This window comes from Micromonospora sp. LZ37 (assembly GCF_059359015.1).
This window is the reverse complement of the sequence record NZ_JCADBL010000016.1, coordinates 44,811-68,135: the sequence shown is the minus strand read 5'-3', so window position 1 is coordinate 68,135 and position 23,325 is coordinate 44,811. Positions and strand designations below refer to the sequence as shown.

The following is a 23,325-nucleotide window of genomic DNA, read 5'->3' as shown; positions in this document are numbered from 1 at the left end:
GAGCACCCCGCCGGCTGGCGTTCCGCCGCGCGGGTGCTGGGGCGTGTGCTGGCCGGCCGGTTCGTCCGGTTCGGCGCCGGCCTGCACCAGACCTGGCGCCGCTCGTTGCAGGTCCGGGTGGTCACCATCACGCTGGTGGCGTCCAGCCTGCTGGTGGGTGGCTTCGCGTACGTGATCGCCGACAAGATCACCAGCATCCTGCTGGAGAACGCCGAGACCGACGTGCTGCTGCGGCTGCGCAACGGCAGCGACTATTCGGCCAAGCAGTTCAACCTGTACAGCCAGGCGCAGGACGCCCAGCTCCAGAACACCATCGAGGGCACGGTCAACTACCTGGCCGGGGGTGATCCGCAACAGACAAGCGGCGTCGTCGTGGCGATCACCGCCGACAACTACGCGGGCATCATCGAGACCCGGACCTCGCCGGCGGTCGACGTCCGACCGCTGATCAGCCGGGAGCTGCGGGCGGCCGTCGCCGACGGCAAGGTGGCCCACCAGATCCGCACCGGCCGGCTTACCGGGGCCAGGACGAAATACCTGGTGTACGGCTCGCCGGTGCCGACCCAGTTCGGTCAGGTGGAGCTCTACTACCTCGTGCCGCTCGACCGGCAGGACGCCACCGCCATCGACGCCCGGGCCACCGTGCTGGCCACCGGGGTGGCCCTGGTGCTGCTGCTCGGGCTCCTCGCGGCGCTGGTGACCCGGCTCGTGGTGACCCCGGTCCGGGTGGCCGCCCGGACGGCGCAGCGGCTCTCCGCCGGCCTGCTCGACCAGCGGATGGTGGTCAACGGTGAGGACGACCTGGCCCTGCTCGCCGCCTCCTTCAACCAGATGGCGACCAACCTCCAGCGGCAGATCCTGCGGCTGGAGGAGATGTCCCGCCTCCAGCGCCGGTTCACCTCGGACGTGTCGCACGAGCTGCGCACCCCGCTGACCACGGTACGGATGGCGGCCGACCTGATCTTCGCCGAGCGCGACGAGTTCGACCCGGCGGTCGCCCGCAGCGCCGAGCTGCTCCAGGCCGAGCTGGACCGGTTCGAGGAGTTGCTCACCGATCTGCTGGAGATCAGCCGCTTCGACGCCGGCTTCGCCATGCTCGACGCCGAGCCGACCGACCTGGTGCCGGTGGTGCACCGCGTCGCCGACCGGCTGGCCGGCCTCGCCGAGCGGGTGGGCGTGACCATCGAGCTGGACGTGCCGTCCACCCCGGTGATCGCCGAGGTGGACCCGCGCCGGGTCGAGCGGGTGCTGCGCAACCTGGTCGGCAACGCGGTCGAGCACGGCGAGGCCAAGCCGGTGCTGATCACCCTCGGCATGGACCAGACCGCGGTCGCGATCACCGTGCGCGACCACGGCGTCGGGCTCAAGCCGGGGGAGGAGAAGCTGGTCTTCAACCGGTTCTGGCGGGCCGACCCGTCCCGGGCCCGGCAGACCGGCGGCACCGGGCTCGGCCTGTCGATCAGCCTGGAGGACTCCCGGCTGCACGGGGGCTGGCTGGAGGCGTGGGGCGCACCCGGCCAGGGCGCCCAGTTCCGGCTCACCCTGCCGGCCCGCGCCGGGGACCGGCTCACCACCTCACCGCTGCGCCTGGTGCCGGCCGACGCCACCCTGCCCTTCGGCGGCCCCCGCCACGGCGAGCTGCTGGCCCTCGGGCCGGGCGACGGGGGTGCGCTGGCCATCGGTCCGGGCCCGGCCACCGACGACGACCGGGCGGAGGTGCGTTCATGAGGCTGCGGGGACCGGGTCGGCGGCGGACGCTGGCCGGCGCGCTCTGCGCCGCGCTGCTGGCCCTCGCGACGGCCGGTTGCGGCATCCCGGAGAACTCCGAGGTCAAGGTCGACGGCTCCGGGCCGGCGGCGGAGGCGGGCTCGTCCAGCTTCCGCCGGGACGAGCCGCCGTCCCGGACGGCCAGCGGGACCGACCGGGAGGCGTTCGTCAACAACTTCCTGGCCGCCGCGGCGGGGGAGCCGGACGGGGCGTACGCGCGGGTGCGGCTGTTCATCGCGCCGGAGAGCAACGACCGGCTGCAGAAGAAGCCGGGCAAGGAGACCACCGTCAACGTGGTCCGGCTGAGCGAGAAGCCGGTCATCACGGAGAACGCCAGCGGCCTGTTCACCGTCCGGCTGGCGGTGCAGCAGATCGGCCAGCTGCGGGCCGACGGCGTGCTCGGCCCGCCGGTGGTCGCCGAGACGGAGTACCGGTTCTCGCTGCGCGGCGCCGGGCAGGAGGGCGCTGGCGGGTCGGGTTTCTACGTCGTCGACCCGCCCAACGTGCTACTCCTCAGCGACCGGGCGCTGCGGCAGTACTACCAGACCCGCCCCGTCTACTTCTGGAACTCCGACCAGACCCGCCTGGTCGCCGACCAGCGCTATCTGCCGCTGGTCGTCCCGGACGAGCGGTTGGTCAGCGAGGTGGTCAAGTGGCTCGTCGGCGGCCCGTCGGAGTGGCTCAGCACCGGCGTCAGCCGGCTGCCCAGCGGCACCGCCCTGATCAACAACGCGGTCGAGACGGACGATCGCTGGGAGGTGACCGTCGACCTGCCCGGTGACGACAAGAGCAAGTTGGAGAAGCTCGGCATCCAGCTCGCCTGGTCGCTGCCGGAGCTGGACGGGCAGCTCCAGATCACCACCCGCAACCAGTCCCGGGTGCGCATCGACGACGTGGACCGGCACCGCCTCGCCCAACCGCTCTACCCGCTGCCGGAGAGTCCGCAGCGCTTCACCGTCTACAACGGCGCGATCCACGCGCTGGACTTCCCGGACGAGGCGGGCGGCACGGTGCCGGTGGCGGAGGCGGCCAATCGCGACGTGGTCACCGCGAGCGTCAGCCGCGCGGAGGACAAGCTCCTCGCCGCCCTGGTGGTGACCGCGCCGGGCGGCCGGCAGCGGCTGACCGCCGGGGTCGGCGCCGACCCGGTGCCGGTGCTGCACCCCGGCCCGCAGACGTTCGGCCAGATCGGCCGGCCGGCCTGGCTGCGCTCCCTCGGCGCCGACCAGCCGTTCGGGCTGGTGGTGGCCGACAGCCGGCTCTACCGCTTCGACGACCGGGCCCGGATGTTCCCGGTGCCGTTGAACGTCTCCGGCCCGGTGACCGCGGTCGCCGCCTCGCTGGACGGGCACCGGATCGCCCTGATCATCGGTGGCCTGCTCTACGTGGCCGCGGTGAACCTGGACGGCGGGGTGGCCTCGCCGGGGTTGGTCCGGCGGGTGCCGACCTCGCTGACGGAGCTGTCGGCGGTGGAGTGGGCGGGCGAGAACGCGCTGGTCCTGGCCGGCACGGCCGGGCGTCCCGCGGTCTACGAGGTCAGCGTCGACGGGTCGCTGGAGACGGCGCTGGTGGCCGACGTGGGCGCCCGGGTGACCCACCTCTCGACGTACCCGACGAACCCGGTGCGCCCGTTGCCCGGCGTGCCGATCATGTACGAGGCGAACGGCGTCGCCTACCGCTACCCGCTGGTCGACACCATCCGTCGTAACCAGGTGCGGGCCGCGTCACCGGCGGCGGGCGTCCGGCCCGGCAGCCCGACCGCGCCCTTCTTCCTGTTCTGAGCGGCTCGTGCGGGACGTCGGCGGGCTCTGGGCGGACCTGACCGATCTGGTGCTGCCGGCCCGGTGCGCCGGCTGCGATGGTGCTCCGGCGACCCGTCGCGGCTTCTGTCCGGCCTGCGCCGGCGAGTTGGCGGCGCTGCGCCCCGGGCCGGTACGGCCCACCCCCGCCCCGCCGGACCTGCCGCCCTGCCACGCCCTCGGCCCGTACGCCGGCACGTTGCGCCAGGCGCTGCTGGCGTACAAGGAACGGGGCCGGCACGGGCTGGCCCGGCCGCTGGGCGCACTGCTGGCGGAGGTGGTGGCCGGGGCGGTGGGCGGTGCCGGGCCGGTGCTGCTGGTGCCGGTGCCGGACACCGCGGCGGCGGCCCGGGCCCGGTACGGCGACCATCTGTCCCGGTTGGCCGGGCACGCCGCGGCCCGGCTGCGGCGGGCCGGGTGGGACGCGCGGACGGCCCGCCCACTGCGCGCGACGCCCCGAGCCGACTCGGTGACGTTGGACCGCGCCGGTCGGGCGGCCGCCGCGGCGTCGGCGTTCCGGGCGCGGGGCGGACGGCCCGGGCGGGACGCCGCCGGTCGGACCGTGGTGGTGCTCGACGACATCGTCACCACCGGCGTCACCCTTGCGGCCGTCAGCCGGACTTTGCGCGCCGCGGGAATGACGCCAAAGGTCGCGGCGGTGCTCGGTGCAACGCAAAAGCGGCGCCACTGGTGACGCTTCGTGTTTCCGTTTCACCCCTTGGTGTATGAGGTGTGAAAATTTGTGATCCTTATCCGCGACCGGGGGTGACTGTCGGCCGAACAGGAGTTAGCGTTTTCGTGTCGGGGGTAGGAGGTCCCACATCCACCCCGACGGTGGAAGGAGGCGTAGCCGTACCTGACCGGTCGACGCCCACCGGGAACTCCCCGAGGTCGCCTCGACCGGATTCGAAGATCAGACGACCATCCGAAAAAGGGAGGTCACGTGGACATCGTGGTCAAGGGCCGAAACGTCGAAGTGCCGGACCATTACCGGGTGCACGTAGCTGAGAAACTCGCCAAAATCGAACGCTACGATCACAAGCTCATTCGTGTCGATGTGGAGTTGTTCCACGAGCGCAATCCGCGCCAGTCCGACACCTGCCAGCGGGTGGAGATCACCTGCGTTTCCCGTGGACCGGTGATCCGGGCCGAGGCGTGCACGAGCGACTTCTACAGCGCGCTGGACGCCGCCATCGCCAAGCTCGACACCCGCCTGCGTCGGGCGGCTGACCGGCGCCGCGTGCACCGGGGCCGGCACGCGCCGCTCTCCGTCGCCGCCGCCACCGCCGGCCTGCCGGTGGCCGACCTGCCGGTGGCCGAGCTCGCCGCCCGCCCGGCCGGCACCGCCACCGCCGTGGCCGAGCGCGACGAGGAACCGGCCGACGAGTACGACGACCAGCCCTGGCACATCGCCCGGGCGAAGGTGCACCCCGCGGAGCCGATGACGGTGGACGACGCGCTGTTCCAGATGGAACTGGTGGGGCACGACTTCTACCTGTTCCACGACAAGGAGACCGGCCGGCCCAGCGTCGTCTACCGCCGGCACGCGTACGACTACGGCATCATCGCGCTCGACGTCTGATCGCTGACACCCCTTGTGGCCGGCCACGGAGCCGGGCGGGACCACCCGCCCGGGTTCCGTGGCCGACGCGCGTTCCCCGTCGGCCGCACCGCTGTCGTGCGCCCGCCGGCTCCGGCCCGGTCAGCTCGCCCCGGCCAGCGGCTCCGCGCCGCTCGGTTCGGGCTCGGGCGCGATCAGGTCCTCGGCGAGCAGCGCGCCCACCCAGGCGTCGGTCCGGTCGCCCCGGTGCTGCAGGGCGTTGCGTGCGGTGCCCTCGAAGGTGAAGCCGGCCTTCTCCGCGACCCGGCGGGAGGCGACGTTGCCGACGTTGGCCCGCCACTCGATCCGCGCCAGACCGAGGGTGGTGACGCCCCAGGCGGTGAGCGCGGCCAGCGCGGCCGGCAGGTAGCCGCGGCCCCGGGCGTGCGGCGCGGTCATGAAACCCACGTCGGCCAGGAGCGGATCGGCCGGGTTCAGCCGCAGGTCGATGCTGCCGGCGTAGCTGTCGTCGACGTCGGCGAGCACGAAGCACGCGCTGGTGCCGCGCGCCCAGGCGGCCCGGCAGTGGTCGAGGTACCACTCGGCGTCAGCCGGCTGGTACGGGTGCGGCACGGTGGTCCAGCGGACCGTCTCGGCGTCCCGGCAGGTGGCGACGACCGCGTCCAGGTCGCGCTCCTCCATCCGGCGCAGCCGCAGCTCGGTCTCCCCGACGGTGGCGAAGAGGACCGGTTGCGGCCGGCCGAAGATGGCGGCCCGGCGGGCCGCGAGCGTGCCGGGGCCGGCCGGGCCCGGCTCGCCGGGGGCGGGGACCTCGCCGGGGAACAGGGAGCCGATCCAGCCCTCGGGCCGGCCGCCGGCCGCCGGCTGGGCCAGCCGCAGCTCGCCCTCTACCCGGAAGCCGGCGCGCAGTGCGACCAGTCGGGAGGCGTGGTTGCCGATCTCGGCCTGCCAGACCAGCCGGCGCAGCTTCAGCGCGTCGAAGGCCCACCGGGCGACGGCCCGGGTGGCCCGGACGGTGACGCCCCGTCCGCGCGCCCAGGGGGCGGTCCAGTAGCCGATCTCGCCCGTGTCGTGGGCGCGGTCGATGGTGACCAGGCCGCAGGAGCCGAGCAGCTCGCCGGTGCCGGCGTCGCAGACCGCGAAGGGCGCCCCGGTGCCCCGCGACCAGGCCGACGCGCTGACGTCGGTGACGAAGCCGTGGGCGTGTTCCGGCAGGTACGGGCGCGGTACGGTGGTCCAGCGCTGGATGTCCGGGTCCTGGCAGGCGCGGTGCACGGCGTCCGCGTCGCTCGCCCGCCAGGGGCGCAGCAGCAGGCCGTCCTCGGTGATCTCCGCGGGCTCCATCGCGCCATCGTGCCGGATCGTTCGCGGTGGGCGTAACCGGATTCTCGCCGGTGGCGGCACCGCTGGCGCGATATGTCGGTTTTGCTGGGCCGGACCGACGCCACCAGTGACCATCACGCCGATGGAGCGCCTACGATGGTTCGAGACTGTCTAGGGGAGCGTTGATCCGTGTCGATTCTGGAAAAGGTCCTCCGCGCGGGCGAGGGCCGTATGGTGCGTCGGCTCAAGGCCATCGCCGCCGCCGTCAACTCGATCGAGGACGACTACGTCAACCTCACCGACGAGGAGCTGCGGGGTCTGACCGAGCAGTACCGTGAGCGGCTCGCCGACGGTGAGACCCTCGACGACCTGCTGCCGGAGGCGTTCGCCACGGTGCGCGAGGCGGCCGCCCGGGTGCTCGGCCAGCGCCCGTACGACGTCCAGGTGATGGGCGGCGCGGCGCTGCACTTCGGCAACATCGCCGAGATGAAGACCGGTGAGGGCAAGACCCTGACCTCGGTCATGGCGGTCTACCTCAACGCGCTCTCCGGCAAGGGCGTGCACGTGGTCACGGTCAACGACTACCTGGCCCAGCGCGACGCCGCCTGGATGGGCCGGGTGCACGAGTTCCTCGGCCTCACCGTCGGCGTGGTGCTGCCCAACCGGCCGGCCGCCGAGCACCGCGCCGCGTACGAGTGCGACATCACCTACGGCACCAACAACGAGTTCGGCTTCGACTACCTGCGCGACAACATGGCCTGGTCGCGGGACGAGCTGGTCCAGCGCGGCCACAACTTCGCCGTGGTCGACGAGGTCGACTCGATCCTCATCGACGAGGCGCGCACGCCGCTGATCATCTCCGGTCCGGCCGAGCACTCCGCCCGCTGGTACTCCGAGTTCGCCGGGGTGGTGGCCCGGCTCCAGGCCGGCAAGGACGGCGAGGGCGACTACGAGGTCGACTACGCCAAGCGCACCATCGCGGTGACCGAGCGCGGCGTGGCCAAGGTCGAGGACCGGCTCGGCATCGACAACCTCTACGAGTCGGTGAACACCCCGCTGGTCGGCTACCTCAACAACGCCCTCAAGGCCAAGGAGCTCTTCAAGCGCGACAAGGACTACATCGTCAGCGACGGTGAGGTCCTGATCGTCGACGAGTTCACCGGCCGCATCCTGCACGGCCGTCGCTACAACGAGGGCATGCACCAGGCGATCGAGGCCAAGGAGGGGGTGGAGATCAAGCAGGAGAACCAGACCCTGGCCACCATCACCCTCCAGAACTACTTCCGCCTCTACGAGAAGCTCTCCGGCATGACCGGTACCGCCCAGACCGAGGCGGGCGAGTTCAACAAGGTCTACAAGGTCGGCGTCGTGTCCATCCCGACGCACCGGCCGATGGTCCGGCTGGACCGGGCCGACGTCATCTACAAGACCGAGAAGGCCAAGTTCAACGCGGTCATCGAGGACATCGCCGAGCGGCACCAGGCCGGCCAGCCGGTGCTGGTCGGCACCGTCTCGGTGGAGAACTCCGAGATCCTCTCCCAGCTGCTGCGTCGCCGCGGCATCCCGCACTCGGTGCTGAACGCCAAGTTCCACGCCCGCGAGGCGGAGATCGTCGCCCAGGCCGGCCGCAAGGGCGCGGTCACCGTCGCCACCAACATGGCCGGCCGGGGCACCGACATCCTGCTCGGCGGCAACGCCGAGTTCCTCGCCGCCAACGAGCTGCGCCAGCGCGGCCTCGACCCGGTGGAGCAGGAGGAGGAGTACGCCAAGGCGATGGAGGAGGTCCTGCCCACCTGGAAGCAGGCCTGCGAGGCCGAGGCGGAGGAGGTCGCCGCCGCCGGCGGCCTGTACGTGCTGGGCACCGAGCGGCACGAGTCCCGCCGGATCGACAACCAGCTGCGCGGTCGGGCCGGCCGGCAGGGTGACCCGGGCGAGTCGCGCTTCTACCTCTCCCTCCAGGACGAGCTGATGAAGCGCTTCCGGGCCGGTGCGGTCGAGGCGGTGATGGAGCGCTTCAACATCCCGGAGGACGTGCCCATCGAGTCGAAGATGGTCACCCGCCAGATCAAGAGCGCCCAGGCCCAGATCGAGGGTCAGAACGCCGAGATCCGCAAGAACGTCCTGAAGTACGACGAGGTGCTCAACAAGCAGCGTCAGGTGATCTACGCCGAGCGGCTGCGCGTGCTCAACGGCGAGGACCTCTCCGACCAGGTCCGCAACATGATCGACGACGTCGTCACCGCGTACGTCGTCGGGGCGACCAGCGACGGGTACGCCGAGGACTGGGACCTGGAGCAGCTCTGGGCCAGCCTCAAGCAGCTCTACCCGGTGGGCGTCACCATCGAGGAGCTGGAGGAGGAGGTCGGCGCCCGTGCCGGCCTGGACCAGGACTTCCTGCTCGCCCGCCTCAAGGACGACGCGCACGCGGCGTACGACCGGCGTGAGGAGAGCCTCGGCGAGGAGGCGGTGCGCCAGCTGGAGCGGATGGTGCTGCTCCAGGTCATCGACCGCAAGTGGCGTGAGCACCTCTACGAGATGGACTACCTCCAGGAGGGCATCAGCCTGCGGGCGTACGCCCAGCGCGACCCGGTCATCGAGTACCAGCGCGAGGGCTTCGACATGTTCGCCACCATGATGGACGGCATCAAGGAGGAGACGGTCGGCTTCCTCTACAACCTGGAGGTGCAGGTCCAGGAGCCGGAGCCCGAGGAGGTCCAGCTGCTGGAGAAGCCGGTGGAGATCCGCGCCAAGGGCCTCAACCGGGCGCCGCAGCAGCAGGGCCTGCAATACTCCGCCCCGACCATCGACGGTGAGGCCGGCGCGGGTGCGGTCGCCCTCAAGCGGCCCGAGGAGGAACCGCCGACGCTGGGTGTCGGGCGTACCGAGACGCCGGCCCGGCCGGCCGCGTCCGGCTCTCCCGCCGCCGCGCGTCGCCCCGCCGCCGCGCCGGGCGCGAGCGGTCAGGCCTTCGCGGCGAGCACCGCCCGGCGGGCGACGCCCGGCGCGGACGCCGAGTCCGCCAACGGCCCGTCCCGCAACGCGCCCTGCCCGTGCGGCTCCGGCCGCAAGTACAAGCGCTGCCACGGCGCGCCCAACGGCGGCGCCTGACCCTCCCGGGGCGCGTGCGCCCCACAGCGATCCGATCGAGCCGCGGTCCCGTCCGGGACCGCGGCTCGACCCGTCCCACCCGGTGAGGGCGGCGGGTCAGAGGACCTGGAGCGTGGTGCAGAGCCAGTTGCCCCGGCGGTGTTCCAGGCGCAGCGCCATCGCCCACGTCCGGCCGGGGCCGGCGACCACGGCGGCCACCTCGACCGCCGCCGCCCGTGGTTCGCAGACCCGCAGCCGCCGCAGGCGCACGGTGGGACGGGTGGAGCGGCGGCGGACCGGGCCGGTGCGGTGCAGCGCCCGCGCCAACTCCTCGGTCACCTCGGTCGAGTGCGCCGGTGCGATCAGGGATCGGAGCTGCCCGGGCGGGCGGTAGCCGTTGAGGATCTCCAGGCAGGTGCCGACGAACCGCTGTGCCGCGCGGGTGGCCTCGGGCGTCGCGGTGGCCAGGGCGGCGGCCGGTGGCCGGGACGACGGCCGGAGCGACCCCGGCCGCGTCCCCGGTCCGTCGCGGCGGCCGGGCGGGCGGCCGGCGGGCTGATGGTCCGGGCCGGACAGGTCGAGGGCGAGCTGCCCGGTCGGGCGGGGCCACAGATCCGGTGACTCGTCCACGAACGGCGGGTCGCTGACCGGTGCGGGCCGCAGGCGGATCGGGGGGCGGGACGGCCCGGGGCGGCGGCGGATGTCGGCCATCTCTCAGCCCTCACTCCTTGCGTTTGCCTTCGTTTGCCTCCGACAGGGATCGATTTTCGGGCACGAAAGAGCCCGTCGTCAATGGGTGGCGGTGCGGTCCGGCTACTCGGGGTCGCGGTCGGTCAGCGGGTTGCCCCGCACCCACTCGGCGGTCTCGGCGTACTTGCGCTCGATGTACTCCTCCAGCCGGGCGCGCTCCACGCGCCACTGGCCACGGCCGCCGATCTTGATCGCGGGCAGCTCGCCGCTGCGCACCATGTGGTAGACCTGCGAGTCCGACACGTTCAGCTCGGCGGCCACGTCGGAGAGCAGGAGAAACCTCGGCTCCACGGAAAACCCCCGGGGTTGGCGTCGTTCGGCTCAGTTTGCCACCGTCGACCGACACCGCCCACCCCGCCGGACGGTGCGACGCCCTCCACCGCGGCGGTGCGCGGTGCGTGACGGTCTCGACGTGAGGCATGATCGGCCGGGACCGGGCGACCCGCCGGTCCGTGAGCGATCGGGGGAACGACGGTGAGCGACGAGCTGGTCCGGGTGTACGTGCCGGCGACCGTGCCGATGCTGGCCCGGCTGCGGGAGCAGGGCCTGTCGGCCCCGGAGGGGCACGCGGTCACCCCCGCCCTGCGGGAGTGGTACGCCGAGGGCGACGAGGAGGAGCTGGAGTACGTGGCCTTCACCCGTGCCGCCCAGGACGCACTGGGCCTGCTGCGGGAGGACCCGGCCGCGCCCCGGCGGCGGGTGGTGGTCTCGGTCGACCTGCCCCCGGCGGCGGTGGCCCGCGCCGAGGGTGAGCTGGGCTCCAGCACCGTACGGCTCACCGCCGCGGTGCCCGCGTCGGCGGTCGCCGCGCTGCACGTCGACGGGGCCGAGGCGGTCGACGACGTCGCCGCCGCCGCCGAGGTGGTCGCCGAGGCGCTCGCCGGCGATCCCGACGCGCAGTTCACCGTCGACGGGGCCGAGGACCACGAACTGGAGTGGTACGACCCCTCCGAGCTGGACCTGCTGCTGCGCGCCGCTTCCTGACCGGCCGCCGGCCGGCGCGGAGCTCAGCGCCCGGCCGGCTCCGGTTCGTCGTCGTCGCGGGGGGTCGGGCCGAGGGTGCGGCCGAAGGCGACGAGCGCGGTGAGCGCGCCCACGAAGAGCACCCAGATGCCGTTGTCCAGCCGGGAGGTGCCCAGGCTGGTCTGGGCCACCGCGTCCGCCTCGCTGAGCGCGCCGGCCAGGTCGAGCAGCGTCCGGCCGCCGATCCGGATGACCACCTCGGCGAGCAGCAGGAGCAGCCCGGGCCCGGCCCCGGCCAGCAGGTACGCCGGCCAGCGGAGCGCGGGGGTGGCCGGATCACGGCGGACCGCACGGCGGCGGGCCCAGGTCAGATAGCCGAAGGCGAGCAGGCCGGCGAGCAGGCCGGCGAGCAGTGACTCGGTGCGCGAGACCCACTTGGCGGCGTCGACCAGCGACGCCTGGGACCCGTCCGCGCCGAAGAGCTCGAAGAGCGGGTCCCGGGCCCGGCTGAACGCCACCACGAAGAGCAGCGTGCCGAGGGCGGCGGCGACGATCGCGCCGACGGGGGCGGCGTTGCGGGCGCCGGCGAGGGCGCCGCCGATGATGGCCGCCGCGGCGCTGGTGCCGGCGATCGTGTTGGTCGTCGCGTTGTCGGCGTAGGTGAGGTTGACCGCGACGGCCGTGCCGAGGCCGACCAGCAGGCCGGTGCCGACGGCCGCGACGAAGCGCAGGGTGGCCCGGTCGCTGCGCCGGGCGAGCAGCTCGGCCACGGCCAGCGCGACCGCGGCGCCGGCCACCAGGGCGGCCGAGATCACCCCGGGCAGGGCGAAGGCGGAGAGGCTGATCGCGGTGACGCCGGCCGCCGCCGAGCTGATCGCCTCCCGGGTCGACCAGAGCATCGCCGCGAGCCAGCCGACCGCCAGCAGCGCCAGCACGCCGGTGCCCGGCGCGCCCGCCGGCCGACCCGGGCCCGCCGACGGCGGCGCCTGGTCGGCCGGCTCGGCGGTGTCCGGCTGGTCCGGCTCCGCGGCCGTCGGGCTGCCGGGCTGGTTGCTCATCGTCTCCCCTTCGACGTCTCGCCCGCGGGCGCGGGCGGGCACATCACCGGCAACCCAGCGTACGCGCCCGTCCGGGGATCGGTTCCCGCCGACGCCGCCCTGCTTTCCTTCGGCGAAAGGCGACATCCGGGTACGGATCCGCGCCGAGCGGCGGCTCAGGCTTCTCATTCAATGGTTTCCGGACGGGCGGCGCGTGAGCGTCGGGAAGGGGGCATGGGAGAATCGGCCGAGGTCCCGCCGCCGTACCGTTCACCCGGGCGGCGTCCGGCGTCCGACCGTCCGGTCGGTGCCCGCGGGTCCGATTTCGCCACCGCCGTCGAGATCGCACAGGAGCCTGTGATGGACGCCGTGTTCTCCGTACCCGAGCCGCGCAACGAGCCGGTACGCAACTACGAGCCGGGCAGCGCCGACCGGGAGCGGCTCCAGAAGCGGCTGACCGAGCTGGCCGCCGAGCGGATCGACCTGCCGATGACGATCGCCGGCGAGCAGCGGATGGCCGGCGGTGAGTCGATCAACGTGGTCCAGCCGCACAAGCACGCCCACGTGCTCGGCGTCACCGGCCACGCCAACCACGCCGACGCCCGCGCGGCGGTCAAGGCCGCCAAGGACGCCGCCCCGATGTGGCAGGCGCTGCCCTTCGAGGAGCGCGCGGCGATCTTCCTGCGCGCCGCCGAGCTGCTCGCCGGCCCGTGGCGGGACACCCTGAACGCCGCCACCATGCTGGGCCAGTCGAAGACCGTCATCCAGGCGGAGATCGACTCGGCCTGTGAGTTCATCGACTTCCTCCGGTTCAACGTGCACTTCGCCCGGCAGCTGCTGGAGGCGCAGCCGATTTCGTCGGCGGGGGTGTGGAACCGGTTCGACCACCGCCCGCTAGAGGGCTTCGTCTACGCCGTCACGCCGTTCAACTTCACCGCCATCGCCGGCAACCTGCCCTCGGCACCGGCTCTGCTCGGCAACACGGTGGTCTGGAAGCCGGGCCCGACCCAGCAGTTCGCCGCGCACTTCACCATGCGGCTCTTCGAGGCGGCCGGCCTGCCGCCCGGCGTGATCAACATGGTCACCGGGCGTGGCGAGGACGTCTCCGACGTGGTGCTCGCCGACCCGGACCTGGCCGGCATCCACTTCACCGGCTCCACCAAGGTCTTCCAGCACCTGTGGCGGACCGTCGGCGAGAACATCGCCTCCTACCGGGGCTACCCGCGGCTGGTGGGCGAGACCGGCGGCAAGGACTTCGTGGTCGCGCACTCCAGCGCCGACGTCGACGCCCTGCACACCGCGCTGATCCGGGGCGCCTACGAGTACCAGGGCCAGAAGTGCTCGGCCGCCTCGCGGGCGTACGTCCCGCGCTCGCTCTGGGAGGGTGGGCTGCGCGACCGGCTGGCCGCCACCACCGACTCGCTGACCTACGGCGACGTCACCGACTTCGGCAACTTCGGCGGCGCGGTGATCGACGACAAGGCGTTCAGCCGGCACACCGCCGCGCTGGAGCTGATCAACGACGACGACACCTGCCGGGTCCTCGCCGGCGGGACGGCCGACGACTCGGTCGGCTACTTCGTCCGGCCGACCCTGTTCGAGTGCACCGACGCCGCGCACGAGACGTTCACCACCGAGTACTTCGGCCCGATCCTGGGGGTGCACGTCTTCGACGACGCCCGCTTCGACGACGTGGTCCACCAGGCCGAGTCGATCGCCCCGTACGCGCTGACCGGTTCGATCTTCGCCAACGACCGTCGGGTGGTCGAGGCGGTGGCCGAGAAGATGCGCTACGCGGCCGGCAACTTCTACATCAACGACAAGCCGACCGGCGCGGTGGTCGGGCAGCAGCCCTTCGGCGGCGCCCGGGCCAGCGGCACCAACGACAAGGCCGGCTCCTGGCACAACCTGGTCCGCTGGATGTCCCCGCGGACGCTCAAGGAGACCTTCGTCCCGCCGACCGACCACACCTACCCCCACATGGGCTGACGGGCGCGCTCCGGGCCCCTGCCGACGAGGCGGGGGCCCGGGCCGCCGGTGGTCCGTCCCGGGCGGCGGCGCCCCGTCGGGTCGGCTGTGCGGGCCGGTTGGTCGAGCCGTCCGGCGCGCGGGACCCGCCGGACGGTGACCAGGCATCGACGCTCCTGGCACCACTGTCGTCGGCCGACAGTGCACATTGGAAATCCTGCCGGGTGGCAAATCCGGATTTCCTGGACGCTGCGACGGCAAAGTGGCAGCTTAGAGGGCATGGCGGAATCCGGAGTCAACCCCACCGCGGCGGCCCTCCTGGGCCTGCTGCACGAGGGCCCGATGACAGGCGGCCAGTTGATGGCCGCCGCCGAGCGCCGACTGGCGCCGTACTGGTCGATGACGCGCAGCCAGGTCTACCGCGAGTTGCCGGTGCTGGCCGAGCGGGGTTTCGTGCGGCTGGGCAAGCCCGGGCCGCGGATGAGCCAGCCGTACGCGATCACCGCGTCCGGGAAGCGGACGTTCTCCCGCTGGCTGGCGGAGGAGCCGGGGCGGGACACCATCCGCAACCCGATCGCCCTGCGGATCGCCTTCGGCAGCCTGCACTCGGCCAGTCAGCTCAAGAACCTCCAGGCCTCGGCGAACGAGTACCACACCGAGGCCCTGGCGCGGGTGCGGGAGCAGGTCAAGAACGCCAAGAAGGAAGGCGACCCGTACGACGCCAGCGCGCTGGAGTTCGCCGTGGCGTACCACAAGGCCGCCCTGTCCTGGCTGAAATCCGCCCCGGTGGGTTGATCCCGGGCCCTCGGGGAGACTTCTTGGCTCGTGACTGCGGGGCTCGCAAGCTCACTCCTCGCCCTCGCTGAGATTCTTGGCTCGTGACTGCGGGGCTCGCAAGCTCACTCCTCGCCCTCGCAGTACGCTTGTCTGTCGTGACTGCTGCCGATTACGCCGAACAGCTCAAGGACCTCGACGCGACCCTCAAGAACATCGAGGCCGTCCTCAATCTGGACCGGCTGCACGAGGAGAAGGCCCGGCTCGAGGAGCAGGCCTCCGCGCCCGACCTCTGGGACGACCAGGCGAAGGCGCAGCAGGTGACCTCGCAGCTGTCGTACGTCAACGGTGAGATCAGCAAGCTGGGCAGCCTGCGCTCCCGCCTCGACGACGCCGGGGTCCTGCTGGAGCTGGCCGAGGCCGAGTCCGACCCGGGGGTGCTGACCGAGGTCGAGACCGAGATCGCCGGCCTGACCAAGGCCATCCAGGAGATGGAGGTCCGCACCCTGCTCTCCGGCGAGTACGACTCCCGGGAGGCGCTGGTCGCCATCCGGGCCGGCGCCGGGGGCGTGGACGCGGCGGACTTCGCCGAGATGCTGCTGCGGATGTACCTGCGCTGGGCGGAGCGGCACGGCTACCCCACCGAGGTCTACGAGACCTCGTACGCGGAGGAGGCCGGTCTCAAGTCCGCCACCTTCACCGTCAAGGTCCCGTACGCCTACGGCACGCTCAGCGTCGAGTCGGGCACCCACCGGCTGGTCCGGATCAGCCCCTTCGACAACCAGGGGCGCCGGCAGACCAGCTTCGCCGGGGTCGAGGTGCTGCCGGTGGTGGAGCAGACCGACAGCATCGAGATCCCCGAGAACGAGATGCGGATCGACGTCTACCGCTCGTCCGGCCCGGGTGGACAGAGCGTCAACACCACCGACTCGGCGGTGCGGATCACCCACATCCCGACCGGCATCGTGGTGACCTGCCAGAACGAGAAGTCCCAGCTGCAGAACAAGGCCTCCGCGCTGCGGGTGCTCCAGGCCCGGCTGCTGGAGCGCAAGCGCCAGGAGGAGCAGGCCAAGATGGCGGGCCTGAAGACCGACGCCGCCGGCTCGTGGGGCGACCAGATGCGCTCCTACGTCCTGCACCCGTATCAGATGGTGAAGGATCTCCGAACCGAGCAGGAGACCGGCAATCCGTCCTCGGTCTTCGACGGCGAGTTGGACAGCTTCATCGAGGCCGGCATCCGCTGGCGTAAGCAGCAGCAGCTCGCCAACGACGCTGCGTGATCGATTGTGGGCGGAGCGCGTCGTCGGTCCTCCGGTGACCGGGGGAATCGACGACGCGCCTCGCTCAGGTGGGGCGTGGGACTTGGCTCAGCGGTTACACCGCGTAGACTCACCACCCGTGATTCAGCTTGAGCAAGTGACGAAGACGTACCCGAAGGCGTCCCGGCCTTCGCTCGACAACGTGTCCGTCTCGATCGAGAAGGGCGAGTTCGTCTTCTTCATCGGTCCATCCGGCTCCGGCAAGTCCACGATCATCAAGATGCTGCTGCACGAGGTCAGCCCCAACAAGGGCCGGGTCGTCGTGAACGGCAAGGACGTCACCTCGATGCGCTCCTGGAAGCGACCCCACTTCCGGCGTTCGATCGGCTGCGTCTTCCAGGACTTCCGGCTGCTGCCCAACCGCACCGCGTACGAGAACGTGGCGTTCGCCCTCGAGGTGATCGGCAAGACCAAGGCGGTCGCCCGCCGGGTCGTGCCGGAGGTGCTGGAGCTGGTCGGGCTCGGTGGCAAGGAGCACCGCTACCCGCACGAGCTCTCCGGTGGTGAGCAGCAGCGGGTCGCCGTCGCCCGGGCGTTCGTGAACCGCCCGCTGATCCTGCTGGCGGACGAGCCGACCGGAAACCTGGACCCGGACACCTCGATCGAGATCATGCGCCTGCTGGACCGGATCAACCGCACCGGCACGACCGTCGTGATGGTCACGCACGATTCCAACATCGTGAACCAGATGCGCCGCCGCGTCGTCGAGATCGAGAGCGGCCGCATCGTGCGCGACCAGGCCCGCGGCGTCTACGGGTGAGCCGGCGCTCCGCCCCTGCCGTACACCCTGACGAACACCTCATGCCGGAGAGCCGGAGGAACACCCGATGCGGATGAAATACGTCCTGTCCGAGGTACTGGTCGGACTGTGGCGCAACGTCACGATGACCATCGCGATGATCATCACGATGGCGGTGTCGCTGACCATGCTCGGCGCCAGTGGCCTGCTGTACCAGCAGGTCGGCGACATGAAGGACCTCTACTACGAGAACGTCCAGGTCTCCATCTTCCTGGCGACCGACGTCAGCGCCGAGCAGCGTGACGGCCTGGACGCCAAGTTGAAGGGCGACCCCCTGGTCAAGGAGGTCGTGTACGTCAACAAGGACGAGGCGTACAAGCGCTTCCAGGAGATGTACCAGGACGCCCCCGACCTGGTGAACGCCGTCAAGGCCGACCAGCTGCCCGAGTCGTTCCGGATCAAGCTGGTCAATCCCGAGCAGTACCGGGACATCTACAACCAGTACAAGGACACCGAGGGGGTCGACGAGATCGTCGACCAGAGCAAGCTGCTCGACCAGATCTTCAACGTCCTGACCGCGATCCAGAACATCGCGCTGGGTGCCGCCACCGTGATGGCCTTCGCCGCGCTGCTGCTGGTCGCCAACACCATCCAGGTCGCCGCGTACAGCAAGCGGCGTGAGGTGGCGGTCATGAAGCTGGTCGGCGCGTCGAACTGGTTCATCCAGGCGCCGTTCGTGCTGGAGGCCGTGGTCGCCGGTCTGATCGGCTCCCTGCTGGGCCTGGTGGCCCTGATCGGCGCGAAGACGTTCCTGTTCAGCGGGTCGCTGAAGGCCCTGGAGGGGCTGCTCTCGCCGATCGAGTGGTCGGACATCTTCCTGGTGTTCCCGCTGATGGCCGGGGTGGGCTGCCTGATCAGCGCGATCACCGCGTGGATCACGCTTCGCTTCTACCTGCGGGTCTAGTCACGTCGGCTCTCCGCGAGGGCCCTTCCGCGCCAGGAATAAACGGCGCGGGAGGGCCCTTGTCGTTCGGGTAGCATGATCTCCGCCCCGGGCCGGTGACACCGGCTGCGGGTCACACGGAAGGGGGTGGCGCCGATGCCACGGGAAAAGGGTCGCAAGGTGGTCGCCTCCAACAAGAAGGCGCGTCACGACTACGCCATCCTCGACACGTACGAGGCGGGCATGGCGTTGACCGGCACCGAGGTGAAGTCGCTGCGGGCCGGGCGGGCCTCACTGGTCGACGCGTTCGCCCAGGAGCGCGACGGCGAGCTGTACCTGCACGGGATGCACATTCCCGAGTACACCCAGGGCACCTGGACCAACCACGAGCCCCGGCGTACCCGCAAGCTGCTGCTCAAGCGGCTGGAGATCGACCGGCTGATCGGCAAGACCCGCGAGGGTGGCCTCACCATGGTCCCGTTGCAGGTCTACTTCTCCGACGGCTGGGCCAAGGTGGAAATCGCCCTGGCCAAGGGTAAGAAGTCTTACGACAAGCGCCAGGACCTGGCCAAGCGGGACGCGGACCGGGAGATCGCCCGGGTCTCCGGCCGGCGCGGCAAGGGCATGGACGACTGATTTGTCGCATACGTCCTGGTCGGCGCGCCGGCCGGGGGCTCGGGATGAAACCCGTTGCGGCAGGCGTTAGGCTTGTCAGTGCCGCCACAAGGCGGCCCGTCGAGGGGGTGACTGGTTTCGACTTCGTACGCAGCGACAGGGGAAGCGAGCCGAGGAAGCCGACGTCGTCTCGAGAATCGGTCGTCGGAAACCAATAAGCGCCAAGAACAATCGCGCTGACTTCGCTCTCGCCGCCTGAGGCGAGTAGTGAGTCTGTCGGCCTGGGAGCGCCTTCGACCCAGTTAGCCGGCATCAGCTAGAAGGCTGGCCAACCGGACCCGGTCGCGGGGTCCGTGCGGCGAGATCAATCAGCGACTGGGCCCGTCACACCAACTTGCTCGCGTGAGCGGTGGGGCCGAGTAGAGGCACAGCGAGCTGCGCTCGGAGAAGCCCTGACAAACCGGCGAAGGACCCGGGTTCGATTCCCGGCACCTCCACCACCTCGAACTGTGCGCCCCGGTCCACCTGGACCGGGGCGCACAGTGGTTTCCGGCCCCACGTCCGGCCCCGTTGATGCTGGTGGGACCGCTGATGCCAGTGGGGCGAATGAGCCGTCGGCAGCCCCTGGACAGCGACCACCGACGGGTTCACCATCGCTGTACGCGGTAGCTCAGCAGCGCGGGAGGTGCCCATGGCCACCGGTCCGATCCAGCAGCCGTCCGTCGTCCCACCGACGGTCCGCCCGCCCAGGGCCCGCCGGCCCGGCCCCTCGGGCGACCTGTACGCCCTGGTCCGGGCGCTCGCCGTGCCGCCCGGAGAGCCGCGCTGGCGCGAGCGGGTCATCGTCCACCTCACCCCGGTGCGCCGGGGCTTCGCCGAGCACGTCCGGGTCACCGAGGGGCCGGCCGGCCTCTACGCCGAGGTGCTCGCCCAGGCGCCCCGGCTGCACCGCGGCGTACGGCTGCTCACCCGGGAGCACGCGGCCATCATCGCGGCGCTCGCCGACCTGCGGCACGCCGCCGAGGCACCGGGGGTGTGCGCCGAGGAACTGCGCCGGCGCACCGACGAGCTGCTGCGGGCCCTGGCCCGGCACCGGCAGCGCGGCGCGGACCTGCTCTGGCAGGCGTACCAGACCGACCTCGGCGGGGAGACCTGACCGGACGCCGGGAACCGGCCGGCGGTGAGCGGCGTCCAACTGGCATGCGTCGACTCATCGCTCTGCTGGGCCTGCCCCTCGTGCTGATCGCTGCCGGCTGCGCACCCGCCGGTTCCGGCCGGGTCGCGTCCGGGGACGGCGCCGACCACCGCTGGGAGGGCTTCGAGCAGCGGGCCGTGGAGGTGGCCGAGGGCTGGCGCCCCGCCGCCGTCTGGTCGACGGGGTACGTGCCGCTGGAGGCGGCGACGGTGCTGGTCGGCGATCCGGGGTTCAGCGCCGAGACCGAGCAGGCATTCCTGGCCGGGTGGTACCGGGACCAGGTCGGGCTGCCGACCGCCCGGCCGGCCGACGCCGCGATCCGCTTCCCGGACGGCACGCTGACCGTGCCGCTGGCCAGCGCGGCGGAGGCGTACCGGCAGCTCGACCAGGGTGACCCGCCGCCGTGCGAGGGACGGCCGAGCCAGCCCCGCCCGACGGTCGAGCCCGGCCCGGACGGGTCGGTGTCCAGTCCGGTCACCAGCGCCTGCATCCCGCTCACCGTCACCGCCGTGAAGCTGGGCAGCGCCGAGGTGCGTACCAGCCGGGGCGTCGCCGCGGTGCCGGCCTGGCTGTTCACCGTGGCGGAGCTGACCGCTCCGGTGGCCCGGGTCGCGGTGGCGCCGCAGTCGGTCACCCCGCTGCCCGAGCCGACCGCGCCGGCCCGCCCGGGCCCGGACGGCGTGGTGGGCGCCCAGCACATCCAGACGGTGGACGGCGCGAAGCTGACCTACGCGCTCGGCGTCGGCGCCTGCGACACCGGGATCACCCCGCTGGTGCAGGAGCACGACAACGCGGTGGTGGTCGGTGGGGGCGTCGTCCGCGCCACCGGGGCCTGCATCGACCTGCTCAAGATGGAGCCGGTCACGGTCACCCTGAAGGCCCCGCTGGGCGCCCGGCCGGTGCTCGACGTGCTGACCGGCCGGGTCCTCACCCAGCAGCGTCACTGAGCGTCAGAGGATGCGCGGCACGTCGGTGCTGATCGGGGCCGGCAGCACCGTTGGCCCGTCGGCCCGCAACGCGCCGGCCAGCGCGTCCCCCAGCTCCTCGCAACTGGTGACCACCCGGGTCTCGCAGCCGTAGCCACGGGCGATCGCGGTGATGTCCAGCCCGGGCAGCTCCAAGCCGGGCACCCCGGGCGTGTGCTTGAAGTCGGCGAACGACTTGAGGATCGCGTACTGCTGGTTGACCGGCACCAGCACCACCAGCGGCAGGCGCAGCCGCGCGGCGGTCCAGAGCGCCTGCACCGAGTAGTGGAACGAGCCGTCCCCGATCACCGCGACCACCGGCCGGCGTCGCCCGGCGTCCCGCTCGGCCAAGGCGATCCCCACCGCCGCCGGCAGGCCGTACCCGAGGCCACCGCTGGCCATGGTGAAGTACGACGCCGGTCGGGTGATCGGCAGCCGGCGGCGCAGCGCGGCCAGGTTGGACGGCGACTCCTGCACCAGGATCCCGTCGGTCGGCCAGTGCGCGGCCAGCGCGGCGAAGAGCGCGTCCGCGCTCGGTGGCTCCTCCGGCTCCGGCGGGGCCGGTGCCGGCCGTGGTTCGGGTGGCGGCCGGTCGGCCGCCGGCAGCAGGTCCAGCAGGGCGGCCAGGGTGAGCCCCGCGTCGCCGAGCAGGCTGTCGCCGACCGGGGCGCGGGCCGCCTCCTCGGAGTCGTCCGTGACGTGCAGCAGCCGGGCCCCCTCCGGCAGGTGGTCGCCGGGCACGTGCGGGTAGTACCGGAACACCGGCGCGCCCACCACCAGCACGGTGTCGTGCCCGCTCAGCTTCTCCGCCAGCGGGGCCATCGCGAAGGGCAGCACGCCCCGGTAGTGCGGGTGGTGCTCGGGGAAGGCGGCCCGCTCCGGCGCCGGCGCCGACCAGACCGGCGCGGCGAGCCGCTCGGCCACCGCCACCGCCACCGGCCAGGCCCCGGCCCGGTCCACGGCCGCGCCGAGCACCAGCACCGGGGAGCGGCTGCCGGCCAGCACCGCGGCGAACTCCCGCAGCCGCCCCGGGTCGGGGGCGAACCGGGTGGCCACCGTGCGGACCTGAGGTGGCGGGTCCGCCGGCTGGTCCCAGTCGTCCAACGGCAGGGAGAGGAAGACCGGGCCCGTCGGTGGTTGGGCCGCCGTCGCGTACGCCCGCATCACCGCCCCGGGGACGTCCTGCGCGCGGACCGGCTCGTGGGTCCACTTCACGTACGGCTGGGGCAGCTCGGTCGGGTGCCGGCTGGCCAGCCGGGGCTCCATCAGCAGCATCTCCCGGCTCTGCTGGCCGGCGGTGACGATCAGCGGGGTGCGGTTGTGCCAGGCGGTGACGAGGTTGCCCATGCCGTTGCCGGTGCCCGGGGCGGTGTGCAGGTTGACGTGCGCGGGGCGGCCGCTGGCCTGGGCGTACCCGTCGGCCATGGCCACCGCCGACGCCTCGTGCAGGGCGTGGACGTACTGGAAGTCCGCCGGGAAGTCCTGCAGGAACGGCTCCTCGGTCGAGCCGGGATTGCCGAACACGGTGGTCAGATCCAGGGCGCGGAGCAGGTCGTAGGTGGTGTCCCGGACGGTCGCCATCGTCCCCCGCCTCCGTGTCCCGGCCCGTGCTCCGCCGGCACGGCCCGGTGGACCGTTCCCGACCTGCCGAATCTATCGGGGCGGGACGGACGACTCGGGTGCTTTCCGGCTCACCGGGCCAACGGTGCGCCGGTCAGGGCAGCGGGAAGGGCGTCTTGATGCCGTCCAGGGCGTGCCCGCAGGGGCAGTCCCGGTCGGCCGGCAGCGCGGCCAGCGCGTCCAGCAGCACCCCGCGCAGCCGGTCGGTGTTCTCCGCGAAGACCCGGAACACCTCCTCCTGGGTCACCGACTGCCCGGCCTCGACGCCGGCGTCCAGGTCGGTGACGAGCGCGATCGAGGTGTAGCAGAGGGCCAGTTCCCGGGCCAGCACCGCCTCCGGGTGGCCGGTCATGTTGATCACCGTGCCGCCCATCGAGGCGTACCAGCGGGACTCGGCGCGGGTGGAGAAGCGGGGGCCCTCGACCACCACCACCGTGCCGCCGTCCACCGCCGGCACGTCCCGGCCGGCCGCGGCGGTCAGCAGCGTCCGCCGCCCGACCGGGCAGTACGGGTCGCCGAAGGGCACGTGCACCGCGCCCCGGTCGTAGTAGGTCTGGGTGCGCCCGCTGGTGCGGTCGATCAACTGGTCCGGCACCACGAACGTGCCCGGGCCCAGCTCGGGGCGGAGCCCGCCGACCGCACACGGGGCGAGCACCTGGCGCACCCCGAGCGAGCGCAGCGCCCAGAGGTTGGCCCGGTACGGGATCAGGTGCGGCGGGTACCGGTGGTCCCGGCCGTGCCGGGGGAGGAAGGCCACCGGACGACCGCCCACCTCGGCGATGGTGACCGGGTCGGAGGGGGCCCCGTAGGGCGTGTCGACCACGTGTTCGGTGGCCCCGTCGAGGAGCGCGTAGAGCCCCGAGCCGCCGATCACCGCGATGTCCGCCGTCGGACCCATCG

Annotated in this window: 20 protein-coding genes and 1 other RNA gene; 15 read left to right on the top strand and 6 right to left on the bottom strand. The window is 72.4% G+C overall.

What is annotated here, in order from left to right; genetic code table 11:
* Positions 1–33: 33 nt before the first annotated feature.
* The 4 genes from mtrB to hpf all read left to right on the top strand — a co-directional run bounded on the left by mtrB (position 34) and on the right by hpf (position 5,148).
* Positions 34–1,728, top strand: coding sequence for an MtrAB system histidine kinase MtrB (gene mtrB / locus AC5L3Z_RS26990; RefSeq protein WP_494846085.1), 1,695 nt, complete (start codon positions 34–36; stop codon positions 1,726–1,728).
* Positions 1,725–3,548 (top strand): LpqB family beta-propeller domain-containing protein, encoded by a 1,824-nt coding sequence (locus AC5L3Z_RS26985; RefSeq protein ID WP_494845952.1) that lies wholly within the window; start codon positions 1,725–1,727, stop codon positions 3,546–3,548. Before mtrB ends, AC5L3Z_RS26985 begins: the two co-directional genes overlap by 4 nt.
* 7 nt (positions 3,549–3,555) lie before the next feature.
* A complete protein-coding gene (locus tag AC5L3Z_RS26980) occupies positions 3,556–4,260 on the top strand; it encodes a ComF family protein (protein WP_494845950.1) in 705 nt (234 codons plus the stop codon).
* Positions 4,261–4,509: 249 nt separating this feature from the next.
* Positions 4,510–5,148 (top strand): ribosome hibernation-promoting factor, HPF/YfiA family, encoded by a 639-nt coding sequence (gene hpf, locus AC5L3Z_RS26975; RefSeq protein ID WP_494845949.1) that lies wholly within the window; start codon positions 4,510–4,512, stop codon positions 5,146–5,148.
* 120 nt (positions 5,149–5,268) lie between these two features.
* Here hpf and AC5L3Z_RS26970 read toward each other — a convergent pair whose 3' ends face one another.
* Positions 5,269–6,471, bottom strand: coding sequence for a GNAT family N-acetyltransferase (locus AC5L3Z_RS26970; RefSeq protein WP_494845947.1), 1,203 nt, complete (start codon positions 6,469–6,471; stop codon positions 5,269–5,271).
* Positions 6,472–6,639: 168 nt separating this feature from the next.
* Here AC5L3Z_RS26970 and secA point away from each other — a divergent pair, with 168 nt between their 5' ends.
* Complete coding sequence (gene secA, locus AC5L3Z_RS26965; RefSeq protein ID WP_494845946.1) at positions 6,640–9,558, top strand: preprotein translocase subunit SecA; 2,919 nt, start codon at positions 6,640–6,642, stop codon at positions 9,556–9,558.
* A gap of 96 nt (positions 9,559–9,654) precedes the next feature.
* Here secA and AC5L3Z_RS26960 read toward each other — a convergent pair whose 3' ends face one another.
* Together AC5L3Z_RS26960 and AC5L3Z_RS26955 are read right to left on the bottom strand one after the other, a co-directional pair.
* A complete protein-coding gene (locus AC5L3Z_RS26960; protein ID WP_494845944.1) occupies positions 9,655–10,248 on the bottom strand; it encodes an Rv3235 family protein in 594 nt (197 codons plus the stop codon).
* A gap of 102 nt (positions 10,249–10,350) precedes the next feature.
* Positions 10,351–10,578 (bottom strand): helix-turn-helix domain-containing protein, encoded by a 228-nt coding sequence (locus AC5L3Z_RS26955; RefSeq protein ID WP_334519641.1) that lies wholly within the window; start codon positions 10,576–10,578, stop codon positions 10,351–10,353.
* 183 nt (positions 10,579–10,761) lie between these two features.
* On the opposite strand from AC5L3Z_RS26955, the gene AC5L3Z_RS26950 reads away from it, so the two are divergent.
* Positions 10,762–11,271, top strand: a complete 510-nt coding sequence (locus AC5L3Z_RS26950) for a DUF6912 family protein (protein ID WP_494845943.1) — start codon at positions 10,762–10,764, stop codon at positions 11,269–11,271.
* A gap of 23 nt (positions 11,272–11,294) precedes the next feature.
* Here the strand turns inward: AC5L3Z_RS26950 and AC5L3Z_RS26945 are convergent, their stop codons facing one another.
* Positions 11,295–12,308, bottom strand: a complete 1,014-nt coding sequence (locus tag AC5L3Z_RS26945) for a hypothetical protein (RefSeq protein ID WP_494845941.1) — start codon at positions 12,306–12,308, stop codon at positions 11,295–11,297.
* Between the two features lie 339 nt (positions 12,309–12,647).
* Here AC5L3Z_RS26945 and pruA point away from each other — a divergent pair, with 339 nt between their 5' ends.
* The 9 genes from pruA to AC5L3Z_RS26900 all read left to right on the top strand — a co-directional run bounded on the left by pruA (position 12,648) and on the right by AC5L3Z_RS26900 (position 20,787).
* The gene (gene pruA / locus AC5L3Z_RS26940; protein ID WP_494845940.1) at positions 12,648–14,276 is read left to right on the top strand and encodes an L-glutamate gamma-semialdehyde dehydrogenase; all 1,629 of its coding nucleotides are present in this window, start codon (positions 12,648–12,650) and stop codon (positions 14,274–14,276) included.
* A gap of 258 nt (positions 14,277–14,534) precedes the next feature.
* Positions 14,535–15,050 (top strand): PadR family transcriptional regulator, encoded by a 516-nt coding sequence (locus tag AC5L3Z_RS26935; RefSeq protein WP_494845939.1) that lies wholly within the window; start codon positions 14,535–14,537, stop codon positions 15,048–15,050.
* 137 nt (positions 15,051–15,187) lie between these two features.
* Positions 15,188–16,309, top strand: a complete 1,122-nt coding sequence (prfB, locus tag AC5L3Z_RS26930; RefSeq protein WP_334519626.1) for a peptide chain release factor 2 — start codon at positions 15,188–15,190, stop codon at positions 16,307–16,309.
* A 118-nt stretch (positions 16,310–16,427) separates the two neighbouring features.
* On the top strand, positions 16,428–17,108 hold the full coding sequence (gene ftsE, locus AC5L3Z_RS26925; protein WP_109802316.1) for a cell division ATP-binding protein FtsE: 681 nt from the start codon (positions 16,428–16,430) through the stop codon (positions 17,106–17,108).
* A 67-nt stretch (positions 17,109–17,175) separates the two neighbouring features.
* A complete protein-coding gene (gene ftsX, locus AC5L3Z_RS26920; RefSeq protein ID WP_334519619.1) occupies positions 17,176–18,051 on the top strand; it encodes a permease-like cell division protein FtsX in 876 nt (291 codons plus the stop codon).
* Between the two features lie 135 nt (positions 18,052–18,186).
* Positions 18,187–18,666: an SsrA-binding protein SmpB gene (smpB, locus tag AC5L3Z_RS26915; RefSeq protein ID WP_494845937.1), complete on the top strand. Its 480-nt coding sequence runs from the start codon at positions 18,187–18,189 to the stop codon at positions 18,664–18,666.
* 103 nt (positions 18,667–18,769) lie between these two features.
* Positions 18,770–19,145: a transfer-messenger RNA gene (ssrA, locus tag AC5L3Z_RS26910) on the top strand.
* Between the two features lie 191 nt (positions 19,146–19,336).
* The gene (locus AC5L3Z_RS26905) at positions 19,337–19,801 is read left to right on the top strand and encodes a hypothetical protein (protein ID WP_494845936.1); all 465 of its coding nucleotides are present in this window, start codon (positions 19,337–19,339) and stop codon (positions 19,799–19,801) included.
* A gap of 44 nt (positions 19,802–19,845) precedes the next feature.
* A complete protein-coding gene (locus AC5L3Z_RS26900) occupies positions 19,846–20,787 on the top strand; it encodes a hypothetical protein (protein WP_494845935.1) in 942 nt (313 codons plus the stop codon).
* A 3-nt stretch (positions 20,788–20,790) separates the two neighbouring features.
* Here AC5L3Z_RS26900 and mdlC read toward each other — a convergent pair whose 3' ends face one another.
* Positions 20,791–22,386 carry a benzoylformate decarboxylase gene (mdlC, locus tag AC5L3Z_RS26895; RefSeq protein WP_494845933.1) on the bottom strand — a complete coding sequence of 532 codons (1,596 nt, stop codon included), beginning with the start codon at positions 22,384–22,386 and terminating at the stop codon, positions 20,791–20,793.
* Positions 22,387–22,519: 133 nt separating this feature from the next.
* Positions 22,520–23,323 carry an S-methyl-5'-thioadenosine phosphorylase gene (locus tag AC5L3Z_RS26890; protein WP_494845932.1) on the bottom strand — a complete coding sequence of 268 codons (804 nt, stop codon included), beginning with the start codon at positions 23,321–23,323 and terminating at the stop codon, positions 22,520–22,522.
* Between the last annotated feature and the right edge of the window lie 2 nt (positions 23,324–23,325).